General features: G+C 67.2%; 23 protein-coding genes. 10 read left to right on the top strand and 13 right to left on the bottom strand.

The genetic code is table 11. The annotated features are described in order from the left end of the window. Window positions 1–8 precede the first annotated feature (8 nt). Window positions 9–638 carry a hypothetical protein gene (locus LY44_RS10485; protein ID WP_055211805.1) on the top strand — a complete coding sequence of 210 codons (630 nt, stop codon included), beginning with the start codon at window positions 9–11 and terminating at the stop codon, window positions 636–638. A 6-nt stretch (window positions 639–644) separates the two neighbouring features. On the opposite strand, the gene LY44_RS10480 is transcribed toward LY44_RS10485, so the two are convergent. Together LY44_RS10480 and LY44_RS10475 are read right to left on the bottom strand one after the other, a co-directional pair. Beyond that, window positions 645–986, bottom strand: coding sequence for an AzlD domain-containing protein (locus tag LY44_RS10480; protein WP_055211803.1), 342 nt, complete (start codon window positions 984–986; stop codon window positions 645–647). Then, window positions 983–1702, bottom strand: a complete 720-nt coding sequence (locus LY44_RS10475) for an AzlC family ABC transporter permease (protein WP_055211801.1) — start codon at window positions 1700–1702, stop codon at window positions 983–985. The genes LY44_RS10480 and LY44_RS10475 overlap by 4 nt, the downstream gene beginning before the upstream one ends. A 133-nt stretch (window positions 1703–1835) precedes the next feature. Between LY44_RS10475 and LY44_RS10470 the strand changes: the two genes are divergently transcribed. Next, window positions 1836–2420 (top strand): GNAT family N-acetyltransferase, encoded by a 585-nt coding sequence (locus tag LY44_RS10470; protein ID WP_055211799.1) that lies wholly within the window; start codon window positions 1836–1838, stop codon window positions 2418–2420. A gap of 86 nt (window positions 2421–2506) precedes the next feature. Continuing rightward, window positions 2507–3493, top strand: coding sequence for a P1 family peptidase (locus LY44_RS10465; protein ID WP_055211797.1), 987 nt, complete (start codon window positions 2507–2509; stop codon window positions 3491–3493). 52 nt (window positions 3494–3545) lie between these two features. Here LY44_RS10465 and LY44_RS10460 read toward each other — a convergent pair whose 3' ends face one another. Further along, entirely contained in the window at window positions 3546–4319 is a 774-nt protein-coding gene (locus LY44_RS10460) for an alpha/beta hydrolase (RefSeq protein ID WP_081024494.1), read from the bottom strand. A gap of 88 nt (window positions 4320–4407) precedes the next feature. Between LY44_RS10460 and LY44_RS10455 the strand changes: the two genes are divergently transcribed. The 3 genes from LY44_RS10455 (at window position 4408) to LY44_RS10445 (ending at window position 7281) form a co-directional block, all read left to right on the top strand. Next, the gene (locus LY44_RS10455) at window positions 4408–5886 is read left to right on the top strand and encodes an NAD-dependent succinate-semialdehyde dehydrogenase (protein ID WP_055211795.1); all 1479 of its coding nucleotides are present in this window, start codon (window positions 4408–4410) and stop codon (window positions 5884–5886) included. Between the two features lie 232 nt (window positions 5887–6118). After that, entirely contained in the window at window positions 6119–6580 is a 462-nt protein-coding gene (locus LY44_RS10450; RefSeq protein WP_055211793.1) for a DUF1178 family protein, read from the top strand. Between the two features lie 56 nt (window positions 6581–6636). Continuing rightward, on the top strand, window positions 6637–7281 hold the full coding sequence (locus tag LY44_RS10445) for an SDR family oxidoreductase (protein ID WP_055212007.1): 645 nt from the start codon (window positions 6637–6639) through the stop codon (window positions 7279–7281). 70 nt (window positions 7282–7351) lie between these two features. Here the strand turns inward: LY44_RS10445 and LY44_RS10440 are convergent, their stop codons facing one another. Further along, window positions 7352–7972 carry a TetR/AcrR family transcriptional regulator gene (locus LY44_RS10440; RefSeq protein WP_055211791.1) on the bottom strand — a complete coding sequence of 207 codons (621 nt, stop codon included), beginning with the start codon at window positions 7970–7972 and terminating at the stop codon, window positions 7352–7354. Window positions 7973–8087: 115 nt separating this feature from the next. Here LY44_RS10440 and LY44_RS10435 point away from each other — a divergent pair, with 115 nt between their 5' ends. Then, entirely contained in the window at window positions 8088–10124 is a 2037-nt protein-coding gene (locus LY44_RS10435) for an NADH:flavin oxidoreductase (RefSeq protein ID WP_055211788.1), read from the top strand. Window positions 10125–10345: 221 nt separating this feature from the next. Here the strand turns inward: LY44_RS10435 and LY44_RS10430 are convergent, their stop codons facing one another. Continuing rightward, complete coding sequence (locus tag LY44_RS10430) at window positions 10346–11854, bottom strand: pyruvate kinase (protein ID WP_055211786.1); 1509 nt, start codon at window positions 11852–11854, stop codon at window positions 10346–10348. A gap of 177 nt (window positions 11855–12031) precedes the next feature. On the opposite strand from LY44_RS10430, the gene LY44_RS10425 reads away from it, so the two are divergent. After that, window positions 12032–13291, top strand: coding sequence for an aspartate kinase (locus LY44_RS10425; RefSeq protein ID WP_055211784.1), 1260 nt, complete (start codon window positions 12032–12034; stop codon window positions 13289–13291). A 39-nt stretch (window positions 13292–13330) separates the two neighbouring features. Continuing rightward, window positions 13331–15577, top strand: coding sequence for a phosphoenolpyruvate--protein phosphotransferase (ptsP, locus tag LY44_RS10420; protein ID WP_055211782.1), 2247 nt, complete (start codon window positions 13331–13333; stop codon window positions 15575–15577). A gap of 18 nt (window positions 15578–15595) precedes the next feature. On the opposite strand, the gene LY44_RS10415 is transcribed toward ptsP, so the two are convergent. The 3 genes from LY44_RS10415 to LY44_RS10405 all read right to left on the bottom strand — a co-directional run bounded on the left by LY44_RS10415 (window position 15596) and on the right by LY44_RS10405 (window position 17070). Continuing rightward, window positions 15596–15859, bottom strand: coding sequence for a DUF6455 family protein (locus LY44_RS10415; protein WP_055211780.1), 264 nt, complete (start codon window positions 15857–15859; stop codon window positions 15596–15598). Next, window positions 15856–16173 carry a DUF6455 family protein gene (locus LY44_RS10410; protein ID WP_065118411.1) on the bottom strand — a complete coding sequence of 106 codons (318 nt, stop codon included), beginning with the start codon at window positions 16171–16173 and terminating at the stop codon, window positions 15856–15858. The genes LY44_RS10415 and LY44_RS10410 overlap by 4 nt, the downstream gene beginning before the upstream one ends. Before the next feature lie 144 nt (window positions 16174–16317). Beyond that, window positions 16318–17070 carry a M48 family metallopeptidase gene (locus LY44_RS10405; RefSeq protein WP_055211776.1) on the bottom strand — a complete coding sequence of 251 codons (753 nt, stop codon included), beginning with the start codon at window positions 17068–17070 and terminating at the stop codon, window positions 16318–16320. Window positions 17071–17197: 127 nt separating this feature from the next. On the opposite strand from LY44_RS10405, the gene LY44_RS10400 reads away from it, so the two are divergent. Beyond that, entirely contained in the window at window positions 17198–17449 is a 252-nt protein-coding gene (locus LY44_RS10400; RefSeq protein WP_055211773.1) for a hypothetical protein, read from the top strand. 104 nt (window positions 17450–17553) lie between these two features. Here the strand turns inward: LY44_RS10400 and panC are convergent, their stop codons facing one another. The 5 genes from panC to LY44_RS10375 form a co-directional block, all read right to left on the bottom strand. After that, window positions 17554–18393, bottom strand: a complete 840-nt coding sequence (gene panC / locus LY44_RS10395) for a pantoate--beta-alanine ligase (RefSeq protein WP_055211770.1) — start codon at window positions 18391–18393, stop codon at window positions 17554–17556. Then, complete coding sequence (panB, locus tag LY44_RS10390; protein WP_055211768.1) at window positions 18390–19214, bottom strand: 3-methyl-2-oxobutanoate hydroxymethyltransferase; 825 nt, start codon at window positions 19212–19214, stop codon at window positions 18390–18392. Before panB ends, panC begins: the two co-directional genes overlap by 4 nt. A 209-nt stretch (window positions 19215–19423) precedes the next feature. Continuing rightward, window positions 19424–20272, bottom strand: a complete 849-nt coding sequence (locus tag LY44_RS10385) for a L,D-transpeptidase (protein ID WP_055211766.1) — start codon at window positions 20270–20272, stop codon at window positions 19424–19426. Window positions 20273–20444: 172 nt separating this feature from the next. Beyond that, window positions 20445–21650, bottom strand: coding sequence for an aminopeptidase P family protein (locus tag LY44_RS10380; protein WP_055211764.1), 1206 nt, complete (start codon window positions 21648–21650; stop codon window positions 20445–20447). Between the two features lie 394 nt (window positions 21651–22044). Next, window positions 22045–25113: an efflux RND transporter permease subunit gene (locus tag LY44_RS10375; RefSeq protein ID WP_055211763.1), complete on the bottom strand. Its 3069-nt coding sequence runs from the start codon at window positions 25111–25113 to the stop codon at window positions 22045–22047.

The following is a 25113-nucleotide window of genomic DNA, read 5'->3' as shown; positions in this document are numbered from 1 at the left end:
GTCCCCGGATGCGCCGCCTTCTTTCCTGTCTGGTCCTGCCGCTTGCGCTGGCCGCCTGTGCCGAACCGAAATGGGCCCCGGACGAGGCGGTGCAGGCCGCGCGGTTTTCGACCGGCAATCCGCCCTCGGTGACGCTGTTCACGGTGATTTCCACCAATACCGGGGCGGGCGGCCATTCGGCGCTGATGATCGACGGGCAGGAGCGGGTGATCTTCGACCCGGCCGGGACCTGGTATCACCCCTCGGTGCCGGAACGGAACGATGTCGATTTCGGCATCACCGAGCGGATGTACAAGTTCTACATCGATTATCACGCCCGCGAATCCTGGTATGTGCGCGAACAGCGCCTGGCCGTGACCCCGCAGCAGGCCGCGGCGCTTCTGGCGCGGGTGCAGTCGAACGGCGCGGTGGCGAAAATGATGTGCGCCAATGACACCTCCTCGGTGCTGCGGTCGATCCCGGGCTTTGAAAGCATCCCGGCGACCAGCTCGCCCTTGAAGCTCTCGAAGGCCTTCGGGCAGTTGCCGGGCGTGGTGACCGAGGATCATTTCGACAATGATCCCGACGACAATTCCGGCGTGCTGATGATCCAGCAGGCGCCGGTGCGGCATGGCACGGGGTTCGGCAAGTCCGAGTGACCGGGCTCAGCCCAAAAGCCAGAGCGCCAGATAAAGCGACGTCAGGCCGCCGAGGATCGCGGCCAAGGTGTTGCGGCTGGCCAGCCCCACGGCCAGCGTCGCCCCGGCCGCGATCAGCCGCGCCGGATCGGGCTGGCCGTCCGTCGCCGCAGGCCAAAGGACAAGCGGCGCGACAAGGCCGGGCAGCACCGCGACGGCGGTATAGCGCAGATGCCGCAACGCCCATTCGGGCAGCGGCCGGTTGCCGATCCAGCCCAGAAAGGAATAGCGCAGCACGAAAGTGCCGATGCCCAGCGCCAGGATGATCAGCCAGATCGTCGGGCTGCCGTAAAGCTCTGCAACGGTCATTGCGCGGCCCTCCGGCGGATCAGCCAAAGCTCGGTCTGCGCCCCCGCCGCCATCGCGCAAAGCGCGGCCAGGATCAGCCCGGTGCCCGCGGGCAGGACCGAAAACGCCAGCGCCATCACGATCGAGACCGCCGCGGCGACCAGATGCGGCAGCGACCGCAGCATCGGCGCGATCATCGCAAGGAATGTCACCGGCACCGCGAAATCCAGCGCGAAGGCGGGCGGGATCGCCTTGCCCAGCCAGGCCCCGGCCAGCGTGGCGACATACCAGAGCGGACAGACCGGCGTGCAGGCCCCGGCGTAATAGGCAAGCTTTTCGGCCAGGCTCTGTTTCGGCGCGCGCTCATACTCGGCATTGGCCAGCGCAAAGACCTGATCGACCATGAAATAGGCCACCAGCGCCCGGGCCCAGCTTGGCGCCGCTCCCAGATGCGGCGCCAGCGAGGCGGAATACATCGCCATCCGCAGGTTTACCGCCAGCGAAGCCAGGATCACCATCACCGTGCTGGCGTGATCGGTCATCAGCTGCACCGCGGTGAATTGCGAGGCCCCGGCGATCACCAGGATCGAAAAGCCCATCACCTCGGCCAGCGACAGCCCGGCCTCGGTGCCCGCGACGCCGAACAGCAGGCCGAAGGGCAGGATCACCAGGACGAAGGGCAGACCTTGGCGGCAGCCGCGCCAATAGGCGGAGGACAGGGGGCTTGGGGCGGTCATCGAGGCTTTTCCCGGGGGGCTTGTCTGGCGGGGCTTGTCTGAGGGGAAGGGATGCGCGAGTTCTAGGGGCAGCCCCGCAAGGCACCAAGCGGGCGATTGTATCGGGCGCAATTCTCGGACCGGGGGCGGGGGCATGAAGGTTCGGCTTCTTCAGGGGCTGACGGCGGATCAGCGGGCCGAGGCGGCGGCGCTTTACTGGCGCGCCTTCGGGGCGAAGCTGGGCCGGGTGATGGGGCCCGAGGTCAAGGCGATGGCCTTCATCGAGCGGGTGATCGACCCCGCCCACATGATCGCGGCGGTGGATGCGCGCGGCCATGTGCTGGGGGTGATCGGCTTTCGCACCCGCGACGGCGCCTTTGTCGGCGGTGACCGCGCCGATCTGCGGGCGGTCTATGGCCGGTTCGGCGGGTTCTGGCGCGGCCTGGCCCTGCAGGCGCTGGCGCAGGATCTGGCGCAGGGCACGCTTTGCGTCGACGGTTTCGCGGTGACCGAGCCGATGCGGGGCAGAGGGCTCGGCGCGGCGCTGATCGAGGCGCTTTGTGCCGAGGCGCAGGCCCGCGGCTACCGCGTGCTGCGGCTTGACGTGGTGGATGAAAACCTGCGGGCAAAGGCGCTTTACCACCGTCTCGGCTTTGCGGTGACGGGCCGTGTCGATCGCTGGCTGACGGCGGCGATCTTCGGCTATCGTACCGCCGTGGCGATGGAGCGGCCCTTGTGATGCGGCCCGGGCGCCTCTCGCCTCGGGCGGGGGGCGGGACCGTGGTGATCGTCGGGACCAAAGGAAAGCCAAAGGGAGGGCCGCGCATGAAACCCGGACCGCGCAATCTGATCACCGATGTCGCCGGGCTGCGGGTCGGCACGGCCCATGACGCGGCGCTGCGTTCGGGCGTCACCGTGCTGACGGCGGAGCGTCCCTTCACCGCCGCCGTACATGTGATGGGGGGCGCCCCGGGCACGCGGGAAACCGACCTGCTTGCCCCCGACAAGCTGGTGGAAAGCGTCGATGCGCTGGTGCTTTCGGGTGGCTCGGCCTTTGGTCTGGACGCGGCGTCGGGGGTGATGGCGGGGCTGCGGGCGATGGGGCGCGGCTTTGCCGTCGGCCCGGCGCTTGTGCCGATCGTGCCCGCGGCGATCCTGTTCGATCTTCTGAACGGCGGCGACAAGGACTGGGCGGAAAACCCCTATGCGGGGCTGGGCCGCGCCGCCCTTGCCGCGGCGGCGGAAGATTTCGCCATCGGCAGCGCGGGCGCGGGTTTCGGCGCGCTGACGGGCCGGCTCAAAGGCGGGCTCGGCTCGGCCTCGGCGGTGCTCGACAGCGGTTTCACCGTCGGCGCGCTGGTGGCGGTGAATGCGCTCGGCTCGGCCACCGTGGGCGAGACGCGGCATTTCTGGGCCGCGCCTTGGGAATTGGGCGCCGAATTCGGTGGCCTCGGCCCCGCGCCCCTCTCTCCGGCCTCGGCCGAGCCGCTGCCGATGAAACGCATGGGCGAGGCCACGACCATCGCCATCGTCGCCACCGATGCGGCGCTGAGCAAGGCACAGGCGCATCGGCTGGCCGTCGCGGCGCATGACGGCATGGCCCGCGCGCTGGTGCCCAGCCACACGCCGCTTGATGGCGATCTGGTCTTTGCCGCGGCCACGGGCGCCAAGCCGCTGACGGACCCGATCACCGATCCGTTCCAGCTTGGCCATGCCGCCAGCGCCTGCCTTGCCCGCGCCATCGCCCGCGCGGTCTTCGCCGCCACGCCCCATCCGGGCGATCTGCAACCCTGCTGGCAAGACCTGCGCTGATCCCTTTCATCTTGCCGCAAATATCCCGGGGGGTCTGGGGGGCAGCGCCCCCCTAGCCGATCAGGGCAGCCAGCAGCGGGCTTTCGGCTTCCAGCCCCTCGATCACGTCGAAATGGTGCCGCCCCGGCTCGATCGTCAGCGGACAGGCCCAGGCCTCGGCCAGCCCCCGCGCCTGCTCGAGGAAGACCGGACGCTCCTCCGCGCCGACCCAGACATGCACCGGCACCCCGGGCACCGGCTGATGCACCGGGCTTTCGCGCGCGGCTTCGGCCGCATCCAGTCGCAGGGTCTCGTTCATCGAGGTCCGCAGAAGCGGCGCCAGATCCGACACCGGCGAGATCGGCACCACCTTTTCGATCCGCTTCGCCACCTCGTCAGGCAGCATCCCCGGCGCCAGCATCCGCGCCACCAGATGCCCCCCCGCCGAATGGCCGACCAGCCGGATCGGCCCGCTGAAGCGGCGCGCCAGTTCCGCCACCGCCATCGCGATCAGCGCGGTGATCTGCTCGATCCGCATCCCGGGCGCCAGATCATAGCCGGGCATCGCCACCACCCAGCCCGCCTCGACCGCGCCCTTGGCCAGATGCGAGAAATCCTGCGGGGAAAACTTCATCCAGTAGCCGCCATGCACGAAGATGATCAGCCCCTTCTGCCCGCCCATCGGCAAAAACAGGTCGATCTGCCGCCGCACCCCGGGGCCATAGCCCACCTGCACCATCATCGCCTCGTCGCGATAATCGGCTGCGGCCCTGGCCCAGCGGGCCGGATAGTCGGCGCCCCCCGGGATGTAAGGCATATTGGCATAGGCATCGTCCAGATCGGTCACTTCCTCACCCTTTCTTTCCACGGCGGCCAATTTACATCCGCGCCGCCCCGTGCTTCCCTCTCATATCCCTCAAACCATGAGATGCGCCATGCTCGACACCGCCACCAATCTGAAATCGCTGCTCAAGGATCCGAGCCTTCTGTGCACCCGGGCGCTTGTCGCCGGGGAGTGGGTCGATGCCGAGGACGGCAAGACCTTCGCGGTGACGAACCCGGCCCGCGGCGACGTGATCTGCACCGTGCCCGATCTGAGCCGGGAGGAGACCGCCCGCGCCATCAGGGCCGCCGAGGTCGCGATGAAGGACTGGGCCGCCCGCACCGGCAAGGAACGCGCCGCGGTGATGCGCAAATGGTTCGAGCTGATGATGGCGAACCAGGAGGATCTGGCGCTGATCCTGACCGCCGAAATGGGTAAGCCCCTGCCCGAGGCCCGCGGCGAGATCGCCTATGGCGCGTCGTTCATCGAATGGTTCGGCGAGGAAGCCAAGCGCATCTACGGCGAGACGATCCCGGGACACATGCGCGACAAGCGCATCACCGTGCTGAAACAGCCGATCGGGGTGGTGGGGTCGATCACGCCCTGGAACTTCCCGAATGCGATGATCGCGCGCAAGGCCGGTCCGGCGATCGCGGTGGGCTGCGGCTTTGTCTGCCGTCCGGCGTCGGAAACCCCGCTTTCGGCGCTGGCGATGGCGCTTCTGGGCGAGCGCGCCGGTCTGCCGAAGGGGATCCTTTCGGTCATCACCTCCTCGCGCGCCTCCGACATCGGCAAGGAATTTTGCGAAAATCATGCGGTGCGGAAGCTGACCTTCACCGGCTCGACCGAGGTCGGCCGCATCCTGATGCGGCAGGCGGCGGAACAGGTGATGAAATGCTCGATGGAGCTGGGCGGCAACGCGCCCTTCATCGTCTTCGACGACGCCGATCTGGATGCGGCGGTCGAGGGCGCGATGATGTCGAAGTTCCGCAACAACGGCCAGACCTGCGTCTGCGCGAACCGGATCTATGTGCAGGCGGGGGTTTATGATGCCTTTGCCGGGAAGCTGGCGGCGGCGGTGCGCAAGCTGACCGTGGGTGACGGGCTGAAAGACGGCGTGACCACCGGGCCGCTGATCTCGGCCGAGGCAGTCGAAAAGGTCGAGGACCATATCGCCGATGTGGTGGCGGGCGGCGGCACCATCGTCACCGGCGGCGCGCGGCACGAACTGGGCGGCACCTTCTTCCAGCCGACCGTCGTCACCGGCGTCACGCAGGAGATGAAAGTCGCGACCGAAGAAACCTTCGGCCCGGTCGCGCCCTTGTTCAAATTCGAGACCGAGGCGGAGGTGATCGAAAAGGCCAATGCCACGATCTTCGGTCTGGCCTCCTATTTCTATGCCCGCGACGTCGGCCGGATCACCCGGGTGCAGGAGGGGCTGGAATACGGCATCGTCGGCGTGAACACCGGGATCATCTCGACCGAGGTGGCGCCCTTTGGCGGGGTCAAGCAATCGGGCCTGGGTCGCGAGGGCAGCCATCACGGCGTCGAGGATTATCTGGAACTGAAATACATCTGTCTGTCGATCTGAGGGCGCTGCGGATTTCGCCTCGGGCTTGCGCCCGAGGCGACCCGCCGGGGGCTCCGCCCGTCGTCCATCGGGTCTTGAACTGATGGCGCCCCAATGGACGACCCCCCGGGATATTTTGGGCAAGATGAAGGGGGAGGTGTCGCCGCGGTTGCGGGGCTTCGGGGTTTTGCGACGGCGCTTGCAATTTCCGGGCCGAGCCTGTCAGATGTGAGCCTTCGAAACGGGCCCGACGATGATCCGCTACACCCTGAAATGCGACAAGGAGCACAGCTTCGACAGCTGGTTCGCCTCGGCTGCGGCCTATGAGGCGCTGCAGGCGCGCGGCATGGTCAGTTGCACCATCTGCGGCTCGACCACGGTCGACAAGGCGCTGATGGCGCCCGCCGTGCGCCCGGCGCGCAAGGCCGCCGCCGCGGCCGCGCCCGAGGCCAGAGCCGGGGCCGGGGCGGAGGCGCCGCTGAGCGCGCCGCAGACCGGCATCGAGGAGGCCTTTGCCGCGATGCGTCAGGCGGTCGAGGCCAATTCCGATTATGTCGGCGTCAATTTCGTCGCGGAAGCCCGCGCGATGCATGAGGGCGCCATGCCCGAACGCGCGATCCATGGCGAGGCCCGGCTTGATGAGGCCAAGGCGCTTCTGGATGATGGTATCCCCGTGATGCCGCTGCCCTTTTTGCCCAAAAGGTCGCGGAATTGATTCAGGTCCTTGCGCTTGCCTGAAGGCTGGCCATGATGGCCGGACAGGAGGCGACCATGACAGTTCTCATCACCGGGGCGAACCGCGGCATCGGCGCCGCGCTTCTGGCCCATTACCGCCACACCGACACCGCGGCCTTCGGCACCGCGCGCAATCCCGAGGGCGATCTGCTGCCGCTCGACGTCACCCAGCCCGAGAGCGTCAGGGAATTGGCGCGGCGGCTGAACGGGCTGCCGATCGGGCTTCTGGTCTGCAATGCCGGGGTCTATGCCGATCTGGGGCAGTCGCTGGAAAACGGCTATGCGCCGATGCTTTGGGCGCGCAGTTTCTCGACCAACGTCATGGGCGTGTTCCTGACGATCCAGGCGCTGTTGCCGAACCTGCGCGCGGCGCATGGCAAGGTGGCGATCCTGTCCTCGGCGATGGGCTCGGATGCCCGCGCGCCCGGCGGCAGCTACATCTATCGCGCGTCGAAGGCGGCGGTGCTGAACCTGGGCCGCAACCTGGCCACCGATCTGCGCCCCGAGGGGATCGCGGTCGGCATCTATCACCCCGGCTGGGTGAAGACCGACATGGGCGGGCCGCAGGCCGAGATCACCGTGGCGCAATCGGTGTCCGGGCTGACGACGCGGTTCGACGCGCTCAACCTGACCAATTCGGGCTGTTTCGAAAGCTATGACGGGGCGGTGATTCCGTTCTGAGGCGCTGGCGGGTCAGCCCGCCAGCCCCGGCCCTGCCGGATTGCGCTTGGCCGGGCCGGGGAAGGCGTTTCTATCCGCCCGCCCTCAGCCCCGCTTCGAACCGCGCCAGTTCCGCCGCGCTTGGCGGCTTGCCGGTATAGACCTCGACATAATGCGCGATCCGCGCCAGCCGCGTGTCCAGGCTTTCGCGCGTCTGCATCGAGATATAGCCGATCTGCACCAGATAGATCGTCCGCGCCCGGACGTCGGCATCGTCCGGCGCATGGCCCCAGCGCCGCAGCAGCGCGACCAGCGCCGCCAGCCGTTCGGCATCGGCCGCGTGCAGATCCGCCGCCACCGCAGGATCGGAAAAGCCCCAGCTGCGCAGCGCGAATTCAAAGCGCGGATCGAACCTTTCCGACAGGAAACAGGCCAGCAGGTTCAGCATCGCCTCGGTCTCGGTTTCGGCATAAGCATTTGTCGCGGAAAGCAGAACCTCGGTCGTCACCGCCCGCCAGCGGTCCCGCAGCGCGGCCAGAAGATCCTCGCGGTCGGGGAAGAACCAGTAAAACGATGTCCGCGACAGGCCGAGTTTCTTCGCCAGGGCCAAGATCTTCACCGCCGCGACGCCGCCCTCGATCAGGGCGTCGCAGGCGGCTTCCAGCCACCCCTCGCGCGAGCCGCGCCAACCGCTGTCTTTCGTCTCCGTCATCCCCCGACCCTAGCCCGGGCCGCGCCCGGGCTCAAGAAAATGTTCAGGCGTGATTGCAAACTTGACATGTGTGAACATTTCGCAAATCCTGCCCGCAGGAACCCCGGAGGCCCCGATGTCGAACGACCCGCTCTTGCAGCCTTACCAGCTGCGCCACCTGACTTTGCGCAACCGCATCCTGATCACCGCGCATGAGCCCGCCTATGCCGAGGACGGCATGCCGAAGGAGCGCTACCGCGCCTATCATGTCGAACGGGCGCGGGCCGGGGTGGCGCTGACGATGACGGCGGGCTCGGCCTCGATTTCCCGCGACAGCCCGCCGGTCTTCAACAATATCCTCGCGTGGAAGGACGAGGTGGTGGGCTGGATGCGCCAACTGGTCGAGGAATGCCACGACCACGGCGCGGCGGTGATGATTCAGCTGAGCCACCTTGGCCGTCGCACCCGCTGGGACAAGGCCGACTGGCTGCCGGTGGTGGCGCCCAGCCATGAACGCGAGGCGGCGCATCGGGCCTTTCCGAAGCGGGCCGAAGAGTGGGATCTCGACCGGATCAAGGGCGATTTCGCCGATGCGGCCGAGCGGATGAAGGCCGCGGGCGTCGATGGCATCGAGCTGGAGGCCTATGGCCATCTGCTCGAACAATTCTGGTCGCCGCTGACGAATGATCTCGACGCCCCCTACGGCGGGTCGCTGGAAAACCGGCTGCGCTTCACGATGGAGGTTCTGGGCGCGATCCGGCACCGCTGCGGGCCGGATTTCATCGTCGGGCTGCGCTATACCGGCGATCAGGGTCTGCCCGGCGGCATGGACAGGGCCGAGGGGCTGGTGCTGTCGAAAAAACTGCGCGACTCCGGGCTGGTGGATTTCCTGAACGTCGTGCGCGGCCATATCGACACCGACCCGGGGCTGACCGATCTGATCCCGATTCAGGGCATGCGCAACGCGCCGCATCTGGATTTCGCGGGCGAGATCCGGGCCGCGACCGGCTTTCCGACCTTTCATGCCGCGAAGATCCCCGATATCGCGACGGCGCGGCATGCGATCGCCAGCGGCAAGCTTGACATGGTGGGCATGACCCGCGCGCATCTGGCCGATCCGCATCTGGTGGCGAAGCTGATCGCGGGGCGCGAGGACGATATCCGCCCCTGTGTCGGCGCGAATTACTGCCTTGACCGGATCTATCAGGGCGGCATGGCGCTGTGCCTGCACAACCCCGCCACGGGGCGCGAATTGACCGAGCCGCAGGTGATCCTGCCCGCTTTGACGAAAAAACGCGTCACCATTGTCGGTGCCGGGCCGGGGGGGCTGGAAGCCGCCCGGGTCGCGGCGGAACGCGGCCATGCGGTCACCGTCCTCGAGGCCGCCGATCAGCCCGGCGGGCAGGTGCGGCTGACCGCGCTTGATCCGCGGCGGCGCGAGATGGCGGCGATCACCGACTGGCGCTATCAGCAATGTCTCAAGCGCGGGGTGCGCTTTCATTTCAACAGCTTCGCCGAGGCTGAGGACGTGCTGGCCACCGCTCCCGAGGAGGTGGTGATCGCCACGGGCGGCCTGCCGCATACCGAGGTTTTGAGCGCGGGCAATGATCTGGTCGTGTCGACCTGGGACATTCTTTCGGGCGCGGTGAAGCCCGGGCGCGAGGTGCTGGTCTTTGACGATGCGGGCGATCATGCCGGGCTGATGGCGGCCGATCTGATCTCGGCCAGCGGCGCGAAGGTGGAGATCGTCACCCCCGACCGCGCCTTTGCGCCCGAGGTGATGGCGATGAACCTTGTGCCCTACATGCGGGCGCTGCAGGGGCGGGATACGACCTTCACCGTGACCTGGCGGCTGGTCTCGGTCACGCGCGCGGGCAACCGGTTGCAGGCGGTTCTGGGCAGCGATTACGGCCCGGTGACGCGGGGGCGCGAGGTCGATCAGGTGGTGGTGAACCACGGCACAAGGCCGCTGGACGCGCTTTATTTCGCGCTGAAACCGCTTTCGTCGAACCAGGGCAGCGTCGATTACGAGGCCCTGGCGACGGGCCAGCCGCAAGCCGTGGTGGCGAACCCCGAGGGGCGGTTCCGGTTGCTGCGGATCGGCGATGCGGTCGCTGCGCGCAACACCCATGCGGCGATCTACGATGCGCTGCGACTGATGAAGGACGTGTGAGACGGTGGGGGCGGGCGGAGAAGGAAAGGCGCCGCCTTTCCCCGCCCGCTTGCGGCCGCGCCGTGGCGGGACCGGTGTGTCCCGCGCAACAGAGGCCAGCGTCCCGCCATCGGCGGCGCGAAAGCGCCCGCCGATGGCGGGGCGGGCGGCTCACCGAGTGCCTTTGGGCCCTCGGCGGTCAGGGGGCGGATGTGTCGCAGGGCCTCGGCCAGATCATCGGGTCACAGGTCGTGCCAGAGCCCCAGCGCCCCCAGCCGGGGCGATTTCTTCGAGGTGTGCCGGTCCATCCGCATCAACACATCGCGGAGGAACGTCACCGCCTGCACAAGATGCGGGCCCTTGTTCAGCATCACGCATTCGGCGCGCTGGCTCATCGCGGCGTCCGTCATCTCGGCCCGGCTGGCTTGTCCTTCCTTGACCATGCCTTCCAGCACCTGCGTCGCCCAGACGACGGGAACCTCGGCCGCTTCGCACAGCCACAGGACTTCCTCCTGAATCTCGCTCAGCCGCTCGAAGCCGATCTCCACCGCCAGATCGCCGCGCGCGATCATCGCGCCCACCGGCACCCGTCCGCCCGCCTCGACGATCAGCGCGGGCAGGTTGCGCAGCGCCAGCGGCGTCTCGATCTTCAGCATCAGCGCCGGCCAGTCGCGCGCGGTGCCGCCATCGGAACGCGCATCGAGTTCCGCAAAGAGCGCCCGCAGATCGGTGCCGGTCTGCACGAAGGAAAAGCCCAGAATGTCGGCATGGCCCAGCACGAAATCGAGATGACCCAGATCCGCCTCGGTCAGCGCGGGCACGCGCAGATCGACGCCGGGCAGGTTCACCCCCTTTTCGACCTTGATCTTCGCGCCCTTCGAGGGGGTTGAGGTCACCTCGGCCAGCACCTTGCCGGGCCGCACCTTGAGGATCTTCGCCCGCAGCTTGCCGTCGTTGATCCAGATCGCGCCGCCCTCGGCCATCGCCTCCATCAGCGCCGGATGCGAAAGCCGCACCTGCGGCAGATCGGCGTCATGGCCGAGCGTCTCGACCACTTCGAACCGATCGCCCTCGAACAGCCGCCCGGTCTCCTCGACGCTTTCCGAAAGCGCCTCGACCCGCAGTTTCGGGCCTTCGATGTCCATCTGCACCGGCACCCGCCGCCCGGCCTTCATCGCCGCATGGCGGACCTGACCGATCATCGCCGCCCAGACATCGGGGTTGTCATGGGCGCAATTGATCCGCACGCAATCCGCCCCGGCCGCGATCAGCCCGCCGACCAGATCGGGGTTCACCGCCGCCTCGGTCGGCAGCGTCACCATCACCCGCGAGCGCGGCGCCTCGCGCCGGGCGCCAAAGAGCGCATCGCGCCGCGCCGCCAGACGCGCCGGGCCCGCGGCAAAGGTCTCCACCGTCGGATAGCTTGCGATCCCCTCGCCGCCGATCATCGCCAAGGACGCCAGAACCGCATCGATCGAGGGGCGCACATGCGCCTCGGCCCGGCCGAGCGAGGAGAGGCCAAGCGAGGCCAAGGGCGCCTGAAACGGCACCAGATCGCCGCGCCGCAACGCCAGATAATCGGCCAGATTGCGCGCCGAGGGCAGGAATTCCGGCCGCCGCACCAGCCCCTCCCAGCCCTCCATCGTCGCATCCGACCGCCGCACCAGATCGTCGCGCAACGCCTCCAGCGCCCGTTGCAGCCCACGCGCCTGCGCCCGCCTTTCGCGGTATTCAACCTCATCGAGACTCATCACGTCCTCCTGCCCTGATCGGGGCAAGCTTGCCCGGCCCGCATGACAGGGGAATGACGGGGCCATGACGGCCCCCGCAGGCGTTTCGCCGCAGGCAAACCCTTGCAAGCTTCGCCCCCTTCCGATAGCAGAAGCGCGACGCCGGACACAGGGTCCGGACCAGAATTGGGGGGGAAGATGCCGCTTCTCGTGATGAAATTCGGCGGCACCTCGGTGGCGGACCTCGACCGCATCGCGAATGCGGCGGCCAAGGTGAAGCGCGAGGTCGACCGTGGCTACGATGTCATCGTGATCGTCTCGGCGATGTCGGGCAAGACGAACGAGCTTGTCGGCTGGGTCGAGGGCACATCGCCCCTTTATGATGCCCGCGAATACGATGCCGTCGTGGCTTCGGGCGAGAATGTCACCGCCGGTCTGATGGCGCTGCGGCTGCAGGAAATGGGCATCCCGGCGCGCAGCTGGCAGGGCTGGCAGGTGCCGATCAACACCACCTCGGCGCATGGCTCGGCCCGGTTCAAATCGATCCCGCGCGAGAATATCGACGCGAAATTCGCCGAAGGGATGAAGGTCGCGGTCGTTGCCGGTTTCCAGGGCCTGTCGGCCGAAAACCGCATCACCACGCTGGGCCGGGGCGGCTCGGACACGACCGCGGTGGCCTTTGCCGCCGCCTTCGCCGCCGAGCGTTGCGACATCTACACCGATGTCGATGGCGTCTACACCACTGATCCGCGGATCAGCTCGAAGGCGCGCAAGCTTGACAAGATCGCCTTCGAGGAAATGCTCGAACTCGCCAGCCTTGGCGCCAAGGTGCTGCAAACGCGCTCGGTCGAGCTGGCGATGCGCTTTGGCGTGCGGCTGCGGGTGCTGTCCTCCTTCGAGGACACCGACGAAACTTCAGGAACCCTTGTCTGCGGGGAGGATGAAATCATGGAATCGAAAGTCGTCTCGGGGGTCGCCTATTCGCGCGACGAGGCCAAGATCACCCTCTTCACCATCGAAGACCGTCCGGGCGTCGCGCAGGCGATCTTCGGGCCGCTCTCGGAAGCGGGGGTCAATGTCGACATGATCGTGCAGAACATCTCGGAAAAGGATTATGACGACAACCATCCGGGCGCCGTCACCGACATGACCTTCTCCTGCCCGATCAATCAGGTCGCGCGGGCGCAAAAGGCGCTCGAAGATGCCAAGACCGCGGGCAAGATCAAATATGACGAGCTGATCATCGACACCGATGTCGCCAAGGTCTCGGTCGTCGGCATCGGCATGCGCTCGCAGGTCGGCGTCGCCGCGCGCACCTTTGAAGCGCTGGCCGCCGAAAACATCAACATCAAGGTCATCTCGACCTCGGAGATCAAGATTTCCGTGCTGATCGATCGGAAATATATGGAACTGGCCGTGCAGGCCCTCCATGATGCATTCGAGTTGGAGAAGGCCTGACACGCGGTTCAGGCCTCTAGAAACGGGGGCGCTCAGGCCATGGTGGATCGCAGCGAAAGTGACAGCCGCACGCTGTTGCGCCGGTTGCGCGATACTTTGGCCACCCCCGGCGACGGACAGGACCGGCTCGACCGGATCACCCATCTGATCGCCCATTCGATGCGGACGCAGGTCTGCTCGATCTATCTGTTCCGCGACCCGGAAACGCTGGAGCTTTGCGCCACCGAGGGTCTGAACCCCGAGGCGGTGCACAAGACCCGGATGCGGCTGGGCGAGGGTCTGGTGGGCCGCGTCGCCCGCACCGGCCAGCCCGCCAATACCGCCAATGCCCCCGCCGAGCCCGGTTTCCGCTACATGCCGGAAACCGGCGAGGAAATTTATTCCAGCTTCCTTGGCGTGCCGATCCAGCGCGTCGGCGAAAAGCTGGGCGTGCTGGTCGTGCAATCGCGCGAGGCGCGGCTGTTCTCGGATGACGAGGTCTACGGGCTCGAAGTCGTCGCGATGGTGCTGGCGGAAATGACCGAACTCGGCGCCTTTACCGGCGATCAGGGCGGCATCGGCGCGGCGCATCGCTTCCCGGTGATGTTCCGCGGCTCGACGGGCCAAGAGGGCGCGGCCGAGGGCCGGGTCTGGCTGCATGAACCCCGCGTCGTGGTGACGAACCCGGTCGGTGACGACCCGGATGCGGAAAAGGCCCGGCTCGACGAGGCGGTCTCGACGCTGCAGGCGCAGATCGACGACATGCTGATCGGCTCGGCCAGCATGGACAAGGAACAGCGGCAGGTTCTGGAAGCCTACAAGATGCTGGCCCATTCGCGCGGCTGGGTGCGGCGGATGAGCGAGGACATCGACCTTGGCCTGTCCGCCGAAGCCGCGGTGGAAAAGGAGCAATCGACGGCGCGGGCGCGGCTGGAACAATCCACCGATGCTTATCTGCGCGAACGTCTGCACGATCTGGATGACCTGTCGAACCGGCTGTTGCGGCTTCTGACCGGGCAGGGCAAGGACACCGGCGCCGAACTGCCGGAAAACCCGGTGCTTGTGGCGCGCAACATCGGCCCGGCCGAATTGCTGGATTACGGCCGCAAGCTCAAGGGGGTGGTGCTGGAGGAGGGCTCGGTCGGCAGCCATGCCGCCATCGTCGCCCGGGCGCTGGCGATACCGCTGGTGATCCATGCCGCGCGGCTCACCAACGAGGCGCTGAACGGCGATCCGATTCTGGTCGACGGCGATCAGGGCATCGTGCACCTGCGCCCCGAGGAAACCGTGGCCGCCGCCTTCCGCGACAAGATCGCGATGCAGGCCGAGGCGCAGAAACGCTATGCCGATCTGCGCAACCAACCAGCGGTGGATCGGGCGGGCAACCGGGTCAGCCTGATGATGAACGCCGGGCTGATGGCGGATCTGCCCTCGCTCAAGGGCTCGGGCGCCGATGGCGTCGGGCTGTTTCGCACCGAATTGCAATTCCTGATCCGCTCGCGCGTGCCGCGGCGGGGGGAATTGGCGGCGCTTTACAAGCGGGTGATCGATGCGGCGCAGGGCGCCAAGGTGCAGTTCCGCACCCTCGACATCGGCTCGGACAAGGTGCTGCCCTACATGAAGCCGCAGGAGGAGCCGAACCCGGCGATGGGCTGGCGGGCGATCCGGCTCGGCCTTGACAAGCCCGGCGTGCTGCGGATGCAGTTGCAGGCGCTGATCCGCGCCTCCGAGGGGCGGCCGCTCTCGGTCATGTTCCCCTTTGTCGCCACGCCCGACGAATTCGACGCGGCGAAAGCCACGCTGCTGCGCGAAATCGACCGCGAGGCGACCTTGGGCCGTCCGGTGCCCTCGGATCTGCGGGTGGGGGCGATGCTGGAAACGCCCTCGCTCGCCTTTGCGCCCGACAGTTTCTTTGCCGGCTGCGATTTCATCTCGATCGGCGGCAACGACCTGAAGCAGTTCTTCTTTGCCGCCGACCGCGAAAACGAACGCGTGCGGCGGCGCTACGACACGCTGGATGTCAGCTTCCTGGGCTTCATCGAGCAGATCATCGGCCGCTGCACCGCCAGTGACACCGCGCTCAGTTTCTGCGGCGAGGATGCGGGCCGCCCGATCGAGGCGATGACCTTCGCGGCGCTGGGCATCCGCAAGCTGTCGATGCGCCCGGCCTCGATCGGGCCGGTCAAGCATCTGTTGCGCCGGGCCGATCTGACCGAGCTGAAAGCGGTGATCGATGCCGCGCGTGCAAGCGGCGTGCAGACCGTCCGCCCGGCGGTCACCGCCTATCTCGCCGGGCTGCAGGGCTGAGACGCCGCGGCGCGCGGCTCAGCCCATCGCGCGGATTTCGCGCAGCAGGTTGCCGTTGCCGCACCAGTCCGGGGCCGAGCCGCGTTCCTCGGAATGTTCCGACAGATAGGCCAGACAGCCTTCCGACCCGGCGCAGCAGCGGCAGCGGTTGATCATCTGCGCGAAATCCGCCTGTGTCAGCAGCCCCTCGTGCATCGCCTCGGTGATGTTCACCCCCAACCGCCGTCCCATGCCGCGGGCAATCCAGAAATACAGATCGATATTGCCCTGAATGCCCATCATTTCTCTCCTTCGGCGTCTGCAAGAACCTGATCCGCGGCCAGCGCCGCCCGCAGCCGGGCCATCATCTCGCGATTGGTGCAATAGTCCGGCGCCTCGGCCGCGGGCTTCGCGCGCCCGCTCTCCTCGTCATGCTCCGACAGCCAGTGCAGGCAGTCGGTCGGCTCCGGGCAATCGGAACAGCGCACCACCGCCTCGCGCCAGTCGTCACCGCCCAGCTTCCCTTGCAGCATCATCTCGGTCAGATTGACGCCAAGCGCCTGCGCCATGCGGTTCATCAGGGCAGCATGCCGATTGAGGGTCTTCCGTCCGTGCATAAGCCATTCCTTGTTCCGGGCAGCATCGCAGGAAGCATCCGCCGCGGCGGCTGAATTGCCATGATTCAGATCAATCTTTGCGCGAGGGGCGGGGTGTTGCCGCTCGCGCCGGCGGATATGCCGGGGAATTGGGCAGATTGCGGATCAGAAACCGCGGAACGTGCCCTTGCGCAGCGCCGCGGTGACCCGGTGCACCACTGCGATGCGCTCGCCATTCGCCGGATGGGTGCCCAGAAAGCTGTGCCCGGGATCGGGCAGCCGGGTAAAGAACAGCGCCCCGCGTTCCGGGTCGTAGCCCGCGTTCCAGGCGATCACCGTGCCCAGCGCATCGGCCTGCAATTCGTAATCCTTGGAATAGGCCCGCGCGCCCATTTCCGCGCCGAAATCGCGCGCCTGCGCGACGCCATCGGCATCCGCCCCCGAGGCCGCCGCCAAGGCCCCCAGAATCAGCGCACCCTTGGAGGCATCCGAGCTTTTCTGCTCCAGATGCCCCAGAATGTAATGCGCCGCCTCGTGGCCCATGACAAAGGCCAGCTCGTCGCGGTTGCGGGCCTCGGCGATCAGCGCGAGGTTGAAGGCGACGATCGGACGGCCGCGGTCATCCAGCGTCTGAAAGGCGTTCGGCTGCGGCTCGGGGCGTTCATCGACCATCACCTGATAGTCGCAATTGCGCCGCCCGTGCGAGCGCGCCAGACATTCGCTTTCGATCCGCGGCTCCATGTCCTGCGCCACGGCGAGGAAATTCGCCGCTGCCGTCCGCGCATCGGGGCCGGTTTCCACCGTCACCACCGGCGGCTTCGGGCGCGGCAGCGATGCGCCATTCATCCCGGAATGCGGGGTGTCGCAGGCGGCCAGCGCCAGCGGCAGGGCAAGAACGACAAGGAAGCGGCGCGGCATGGATCGCAGGCCCGGAACAAACTGTGACGCGATAGTAACGGGGCTGCCCGCGGGTGCAATCACCTTCGGCCAGATCACCGAAATGTTTGCCCTTTTCGTGCTTCGCCCGCCGCGCTAGCATGCCCACATGTTCACCATCGAGCACGAATTCGACGCCACCGTGATCACCCTCGTCGACGAGGGGGACGATCCCCGCGACTATCTGCAGGAAGACATCACCATCCAGTCCTTCGAGGATTGCGTGGTGGTCGAGCAACTCGACGAGACCACCGATACGGTGGTGCGCGTGGTGTTCTCGCATGCGCAGCTGCGCGAACTTGCCGCCGCCCTCGACCTGCCCGAGGGGGTCTATCGGTTGCAGTCAAAGCCCCAGGCCTGATCCCGGCCCCGCCCGCGCAAGGGCGTATTTGGACCAGGAAAAGCCATGGTCTTTTTCTTGGTGCAAATACGCCGGGGGTCCGGGGGCAGCGCCCCCGGCCTTTGTCACACGGCGATATTGTCGATCAGCCGCACATCGCCGAGGTAAACCGCGGCCAGCATCCGCGCCGGTTCCGACAGCTCGGTCATCGGCCGCAGCCCCTCGGCGCTGCGCAGCTCAAGATAATCCCAGCTGCCGAAGCCCGCGGCGCTGATCGCGGCCTTTGTCGCCTGCAGCGTCGCGGCCACCGGGGCCCCGGCGCGGATCGCCGCCGCCGCCGCCTGCATTTCCGCATGCAGCCGCGGCGCCACGGCGCGCTGCTCCGGGTTCAGCCGCACATTGCGCGAGGACATCGCCAGACCGTCTTCCTCGCGGATGGTGGGGCAGGGGATGACGCGGATCGGCACGTTCAGATCCTCGACCATGCGCTTGACCACCTGCACCTGCTGCCAGTCCTTCTCGCCAAAGAAGGCGCGGCCCGCCTGGGTCATGCCGAAAAGCTTCGACACCACCGTCGCCACGCCTTCGAAATGGCCGGGGCGGAAGGCGCCTTCCAGCGGCTCCGACACGCCCGAGACGGCGACCACGGTGGCGAAACCGTCCGGATAGACCTCGTGCACGCCCGGGGCAAAAAGCACATCCGCCCCCTCGGCCTCGAGCAGCGCCAGATCGTGATCCTCGTCGCGCGGATATTTCTCCAGATCGTCCTTGTTGTTGAACTGCATCGGGTTGACGAAGACCGTCACGATCACCCGGTCGGAGTGTTTGCGGGCCTCGCGCACCAGGCTCATGTGGCCGTCATGCAGCGCCCCCATCGTCGGCACGACGCCCACCAGCATCCCCGAGCGCTTCCAGGTCGCCACCTTCTCGCGCAGTTCGGCCGAGGTGCGGATCACTTGCGTCATTTCTTCACCTCGTCGAAGAAGGAATATTCCGGGGCGGGAAAGGCCCGGCTGCGGACTTCGGCGGCATAGGCGGCCACGGCCTCGGCGGCGGTGCGGCCCAGTTCCGCATAGCGCTTGACGAATTTCGGCCGGAAATCGGTGAACAGCCCCAGCATGTCGTCGATCACCAGCACCTGACCGTCGCAATCGACCCCGGCGCCGATGCCGATCGTCGGAATCGCGATCATCGCCGAAATCTCGCCCGCCAGTTCCGCCGGCACCTTTTCCAGCACCACCGAAAACGCCCCGGCTTCGGTCACTGCCAGCGCATCGGCCTTGAGCCGGTCACCATCCGCGCCGCGGCCCTGCACCTTGTAGCCGCCAAGCGTGTTCACCGATTGCGGCGTCAGCCCGATATGCGCCATCACCGGGATGCCGCGCGCCACCAGAAAGGCGATGGTCTCGGCCATGTGCACGCCGCCTTCCAGCTTCACCGCGCCCGCGCCGGTTTCCGCCATCAGCCGCGCCGCATTGCGGAAGGCCTGCTCCGGCCCTTCCTCGTAGCTGCCAAAGGGCATGTCGATCGCGACCAGCGCCCGATCCGCGCCGCGCATCACCGCCCGGCCGTGCAGGATCATCATCTCCATCGTCACGCCCAGCGTCGAGGGCAGGCCATGCAGCACCATCCCCACCGAATCGCCCACCAGCAGCACGTCGCAGGCCGGATCGGCCAGCCGCGCGACGGGCGTCGTATAGGCGGTCAGCACCACCACCGGCGCCTTGCCCTTCAGCGCCAGAATATCCGAAGGCATCAGCCGTTTCAGGCTTGCGGTCGCGCTCATGCTTGTCTCCCTCTCCCTTGCCCGCTTCCTAGCCGTTCCATTCGGTAAATGCAAAGTGACAACGCCGCGATGCAGCATCCGCCGCAGCCGCAAGCCGGGCCGTCGCGCCTGTTTCACCTTGGGGCAAATATCCCGGGGTCCGGGGCAGAGCCCCGGCCGCCCGGGCCCGCGTGACCGGCCCGCCCGGGGCCGGGTTTCGGCCCGTCCGGTCAGTTTCCGGCCCCGGCCTTCCGCGCGGCCGCGACCGCGGCGGCATGCTGCTGCGCTTCCAGCACCGCCGGATCGGTGATCTGACCGGCGGCCCAGGCGGCGTCATCGGCGGCAATCAGCGCCACCTCTGCCTCGGGCACGACATAGCCGGTGTGCAGCTCATGCATCGGCCCTTCCAGCTCCAGGCTTTCGGCGAGGCTGCGGACCTTGACCCTTGTTCCCAGCGGCGCTTCGTCGAACATGTCGATGATGTCCTGGTTGAACAGCCGGATGCAGCCCGCCGAGGTGGCCTTGCCGATCGAGCTCGGGTCCATCGTGCCATGGATGCGGTAATAGGTGTCGCGGCCGTTGCGATAGAGATACAGCGCCCGCGCACCAAGCGGGTTGTCGAGCCCGCCCGAAAGCCCGCCCGCCAGCGGCCCGTAAAGCGCCGGATCGGCGCGGACCATCCGCGCGGTGGGTTGCCAGGACGGGTATTCTTCCTTCCGCCCGACCACCGCCGCGCCGGAAAAACCCCGGCCCGCCTTGCCGACGGCAATGCCGAAGCGCATCGCCTTGCCCGGTTCGACGACGTGGTAAAGCACCCGCGCATAGGGGTCGATGATGATCGTGTCCTTGCCCTCGGAACCGGCATAGTCGACCCAGCGGCGGCGGTTGCGTTCGGTCAGATAGACCGGGTTTACCGCGGGCACGACGCGCTCGCCATCGGGGCGGGCCTGATATTCGGGCGGCACCCCCCGCAGCGAGGGCGCATTCGCGGCCTTGGGATCGGCGGCGCAGCCCGCCAGCAGCGCAACGGCGAGACAGCCCGCAAGCGGGACACGGAAGGCAAGCGGAAGACGGGACACGGGGCAGCACCTGTCGTGAAATGAGCGAATCCCCGCGTCAGCGGAGCGTATGAGCGTCGATCAGGGGGTGGGGCCGCCCCAAGGTCAAGCCCTCGCGTGGTTGTGATCGCGAAAACCGTGACATTTCCGCTCTCTGTGGCGAAAGGGGCGGCGCCTGCCGCCCCCGCCGATCTTATCCGACCAGGTTGAAGCCGGGGCCATAGGGATATTTCGTGATGTCCTCGGCGCCGGTCTCGCCGATCACCAGAATGTCGTGTTCGCGGTAGCCGCCCGCGCCGGGCATGCCTGCGGGCAGGGTCAGCATCGGCTCCATCGAAATCACCATGCCGGGTTCCAGAACGGTGTCGATGTCCTCGCGCAGTTCCAGCCCCGCCTCGCGGCCGTAGTAATGCGACAGCACGCCGAAGGAATGGCCATAGCCGAAGGTGCGATATTGCAGCAGGTCGCGCTCGGCGAAGAAGGCGTTGATCTTCTGCGTCACCTCGGAGCAGACGGCGCCCGGCACCAGCAGCGACATGCCGTAGTCATGCGCGGCGACGTTCGCCTCCCAGATCCTCAGGCTGGCCGGGTCGACTTCGCCCAGGAACATCGTGCGTTCGAGCGCGGTGTAATAGCCCGAGATCATCGGGAAGCAGTTCAGCGACAGGATGTCACCGCGTTGCAGCACCCGCCCCGTCACCGGGTTGTGCGCGCCGTCGGTGTTCAGCCCGGACTGGAACCAGACCCAGCTGTCGCGGTATTCGGCCTCGGGGAAGCGCTTCGCGATTTCCGCCTCCATCGCGTCGCGGCCTGCCATCGCCACGTCGATCTCGCGCAGGCCTTCCTTGATCGTGTCGCGGATCGCATAGCCGCCGACATCGGCGACGGCGGCGCCGTGGGTGATCAGCGCGATCTCGGCCTCGGATTTCACCATCCGTTGCGTCATCGTCGCGGGCGCGATGTCCAATCCGCGCTTCGGTTTCAGGAAGTGGCTGAACTTTTCCGCGTTCAGCATCGTCAGGTGGTCGGCCTCGCAGCCCACCGCCTTGCCCGTGCCGATCACATGGACGACGGCGCGCCAGTAATTGTCGCGCGCCCAGTCGGTATAGGTCAGGCTTTCGCCATGGCTGCGCCGCCAGGGCTGGCCCGCATCGATCCCGGCCGAGATCACCACGGATCGGTCCCGCGTCACCACCAGCCCGTAGGGGCGGCCGAAGCTGCAGTAAAGGAAGCCCGAGTAATAGGCGATGTTGTGCATCGAGGTCAGCAGCACCGCATCAAGGGAGTGCAGCTCCATGATGTCGCGCAGGCCCGCCAGACGGGCCTCGTATTCGGCGGCCTCAAACGGCAGCACCGCCTTGGGGCCGTTTTCGCAGCTGTAGAATTCGGGTCGTTGCATGATCTGTCCTTTGGGCCCGTGGGACCCCGAAAGATCCCGGCGTTCAGGACGTAAGCAGGGGAACCCCGCAAGCATCGGGCCATGCCCGGTGGCGACGCCATCGCCACGGCTCAGGGCAAGCATGCCAAAGGGCAGGGCGGCTGGCAAGTGGCGGCAGAGTGCCGTGTTTCGGGCGGATCAGGAAAAGCACCGCTTTTCCCCGCCCGTCAGCGCCGCGCAGATGCCGCGACCGTTTCCTCAGGCACGACAGAGGCCGGCGCCCGGCCCGGCGGGCGACAAGCGCCCGCCATGGGCGGGGCGGGCGCTGGCCGGGGGCCTTTGGGCCCCGGCGGGAGTTGCTGCAGATGTCCGGCGCATGGCCGCGTCACGGGCCGCGGCCAAAGATGCGGCAGGCTCAGCCCGCCGCCAGCCGTTTCTCTTCCGCCGCCTTCATCGCCGCATCCGAGGGTGCGATGAAGGTGTAGAACATCGGCACGACGAAGAGCGTGAACATCGTCCCGATCAACAGGCCCGAGAACATCACGATCCCCATCGCCTCGCGCGCCGCCGCCCCCGCGCCATCGGCGATCACCAGCGGCACCACCGCCAGCGCCATCGCGGCGGTGGTCATCAGGATCGGCCGCAGCCGGGTCTTGGCCGCCAGCACGATGGCGTCCTGCCGGTTCAGCCCGTGATGCTCGCGCTGCTGGTTGGCGAATTCCACCATCAGGATGCCGTGCTTGGTGATCAGCCCGATCAGCGTGATCATCCCCACCTGAGAATAGATGTTCAGCGTGCCCAACCCGAGGTTCAGCGGCAGAATCGCGCCGAAGATCGTCAGCGGCACCGACATCAGGATGATGAACGGGTCGCGGAAGCTCTCGAATTGCGCGGCCAGCACCAGATAGATCACCAGCACCGCGGCGGCAAAGGCGATCATCAGCGTGTTGCCCTGGGTCTGTTCCAGCCGCGACTGGCCGGAATAATCAAGGAAGAACCCCTCGGGCATCACCTCGTTGGCGATCTGGATGATCGCCGCCAGCCCGTCGCCCGAGGATTGCCCGGGGATCGGCAGCGCCGAAATCGTCGCCGAATTCAGCTGGTTGAACTGCTCCACCTTCGAGGCCATCGAGCCGGTGTCGATCTTCACAACGGAAGACAGCGGCACCATCTCGCCGCTCGCCGCGCGGACGAAATAGCGGCCCAGATCCTCGGGAGTGCCGCGATACTCCTTGGGCACCTGCAAGATGATGTCATAGCTGTTGGAATCGCGGTCGAACTGCGCCACCGAGCCGCCGCCGACCAGAAGGCCCAGCGTCGCCCCGATGTCCGAGATCGGCACGTTCAGCGCCGCCGCCCGGTCGCGGTCGATCGTCACCCGGACCTCGGGCGCGTCGAAGCTCAGCGAATTCTGCACGAAGATGAACTTGTGCGTCGCCTGCGCCTTTTGCCGGATTTCCTCGGCCACTTCGGCGACCCGGTCCGCCCCGTAGATCGACTGCACCACCACCGAAATCGGCAGGCCGCCGCCCGCGCCCGGCAGGGTGGGGGGGGCAAAGGCGAAGCCCTCCATGCCGGTCGAGGCGTCGATCGCGGCCTGAATGTCCTTTTGCACCTGTTCCTGCGAGCGCTCGCGGTCCGCCCATTTGTCGAGCGCCCAGATATAGATCCCCATGCTGTCCGAGCCGCCGAAACCGGCGATCGAAAAGGCGGTGCGGACTTCGGAGATGTCCTTGGTCGCCTGCCCCAGCCGGTCGATGTAATGCGCGGTGTAATCGGCCGTGGCATAGCGCGGCGCCTGCACCATGGCGATCACCGCGCCCTGATCCTCGTCGGGGGCCAGTTCGGTCGCGGTGCGCTGGAACATGAAGCCCATCGTGCCCACCAGCACCACGACCACCAGCAGCGTCACCGGCCGGTATTTCAGCGACCCCGCCACGCGGCGTTCGTAAAACCCGGCGAACCGGTCGAAGGTGCGGTCGACGAAGGCGGCAAAGCCGGTGGCGTGGCCCTCTTTCAGGATCCGGCCCGACATCATCGGCGTGATCGTCAGCGCGATCACCCCCGACAGGATCACCGAGCCCGCAAGGGTGAAGGCGAATTCGCGAAAAAGCGCCCCCGTCACGCCGCCGGTAAAGGCGAGCGGTGCCAGCACGGCGGCCAGCGTGATCGTCATCGCGACGACGGCGCCGGTGATCTCCTTCATCCCCTGCACGGCGGCGGGGATCGGTTTCATCCCCTCCTCGATGTGGCGGTGGATGTTCTCGACCACGACGATGGCGTCATCGACGACCAGCCCGATCGCCAGCACCATGGCGAGCAGGGTCAGAAGGTTGATCGAATAGCCAAGCGCCAGCAGCACCGCCATCACGCCGACCAGCGAGAGCGGAATGGTGACGATCGGCATCGCCACCGAGCGGATCGAGCCAAGGAAGAGCAAGATCACCACGACGACGATGGCGACCGCCTCGGCGATGGTCTTGAACACCTCGGTGATCGAGGCGGAGATCTGTTCGGTCGTGTCATAGACCATCTCGATCGTCATCCCCTCGGGCAGGGTGTCGGCGATCTTCGGCAGCTCCGCGCGCACCGCGGCGGCGGTATCGAGCGGGTTGGCCGAGGGCGTCTGCGACAGGCCGATGAAAGTGCCCCGCGTGCCGTTGAAGGTGACGATCTCGCCGCTGTCATCCGAGGCGAGTTCCACCCCCGCCACATCGCGCAGCCGCACCACCGCATCGCCCTCGGCCCGGATCGGCAGCGCGCCGAAGGCCTCGGGGGTCTGCAGCGTCGATTTCAGCGTGATCGACTTCGCGACATAATCGTTTTCGGTCTTGCCGGGCGCGGCCAGATAGTTCGAGGCCTTGATCGCCGCCAGCACTTCCGACGCCGTCACCCCGCGCGCCGCCAGCTTCATCGGGTCAAGCCAGACCCGCATCGCGTAATTCGCCGCGCCGATCACCTCGATCTCGGCCACGCCCGAAATCGTCGACATCCGCGGCCGCACGACGCGTTCCAGATATTCGGTCAGCTGCTCGGTCGTCATGTTCGGGTTCTGCGCCGCCAGATACATCAGCGCGAAGGTCTGGCCGGTGCCCTTGACGATCACCGGATCCTCGGCCTCGGAGGGCAGCTGGCCGCGCACCTGCTGCACCTTGGACAGAACCTCGGTCAGGGCGGTGTCGGGATCGGCGCCCAGCTTCATGTTGACCGAGACCTGCGACACCGAGGGCATCGAGGTCGAGGTCACGTAATCGATGTTTTCCGTCGTGGCGACGGCGGCCGAGATCGGCGCAGTGATGAAGCCCTGGATCAGCTCGGGGGCGGCGCCGGGATAGGTGGTTGTGATGGTGACGACGGTCTCGTCCACCTTCGGATATTGCCGCACCGGCAGGCTCATGAAGGCCTGAAAGCCCAACAGCAGCATGAAGGCGCCCAGCACCATCGACAGGACGGGGCGGCGGATGAAGAGTTCGGAAAAATGCAT

Origin of the sequence: Rhodobacter capsulatus, assembly GCF_003254295.1 — a bacterium.
In the GTDB taxonomy this organism is placed as follows: Bacteria; Pseudomonadota; Alphaproteobacteria; order Rhodobacterales; family Rhodobacteraceae; genus Rhodobacter; species Rhodobacter capsulatus.
Note: the sequence above shows the minus strand (reverse complement) of the source record. Positions and strands in the feature narration are given on the sequence as shown.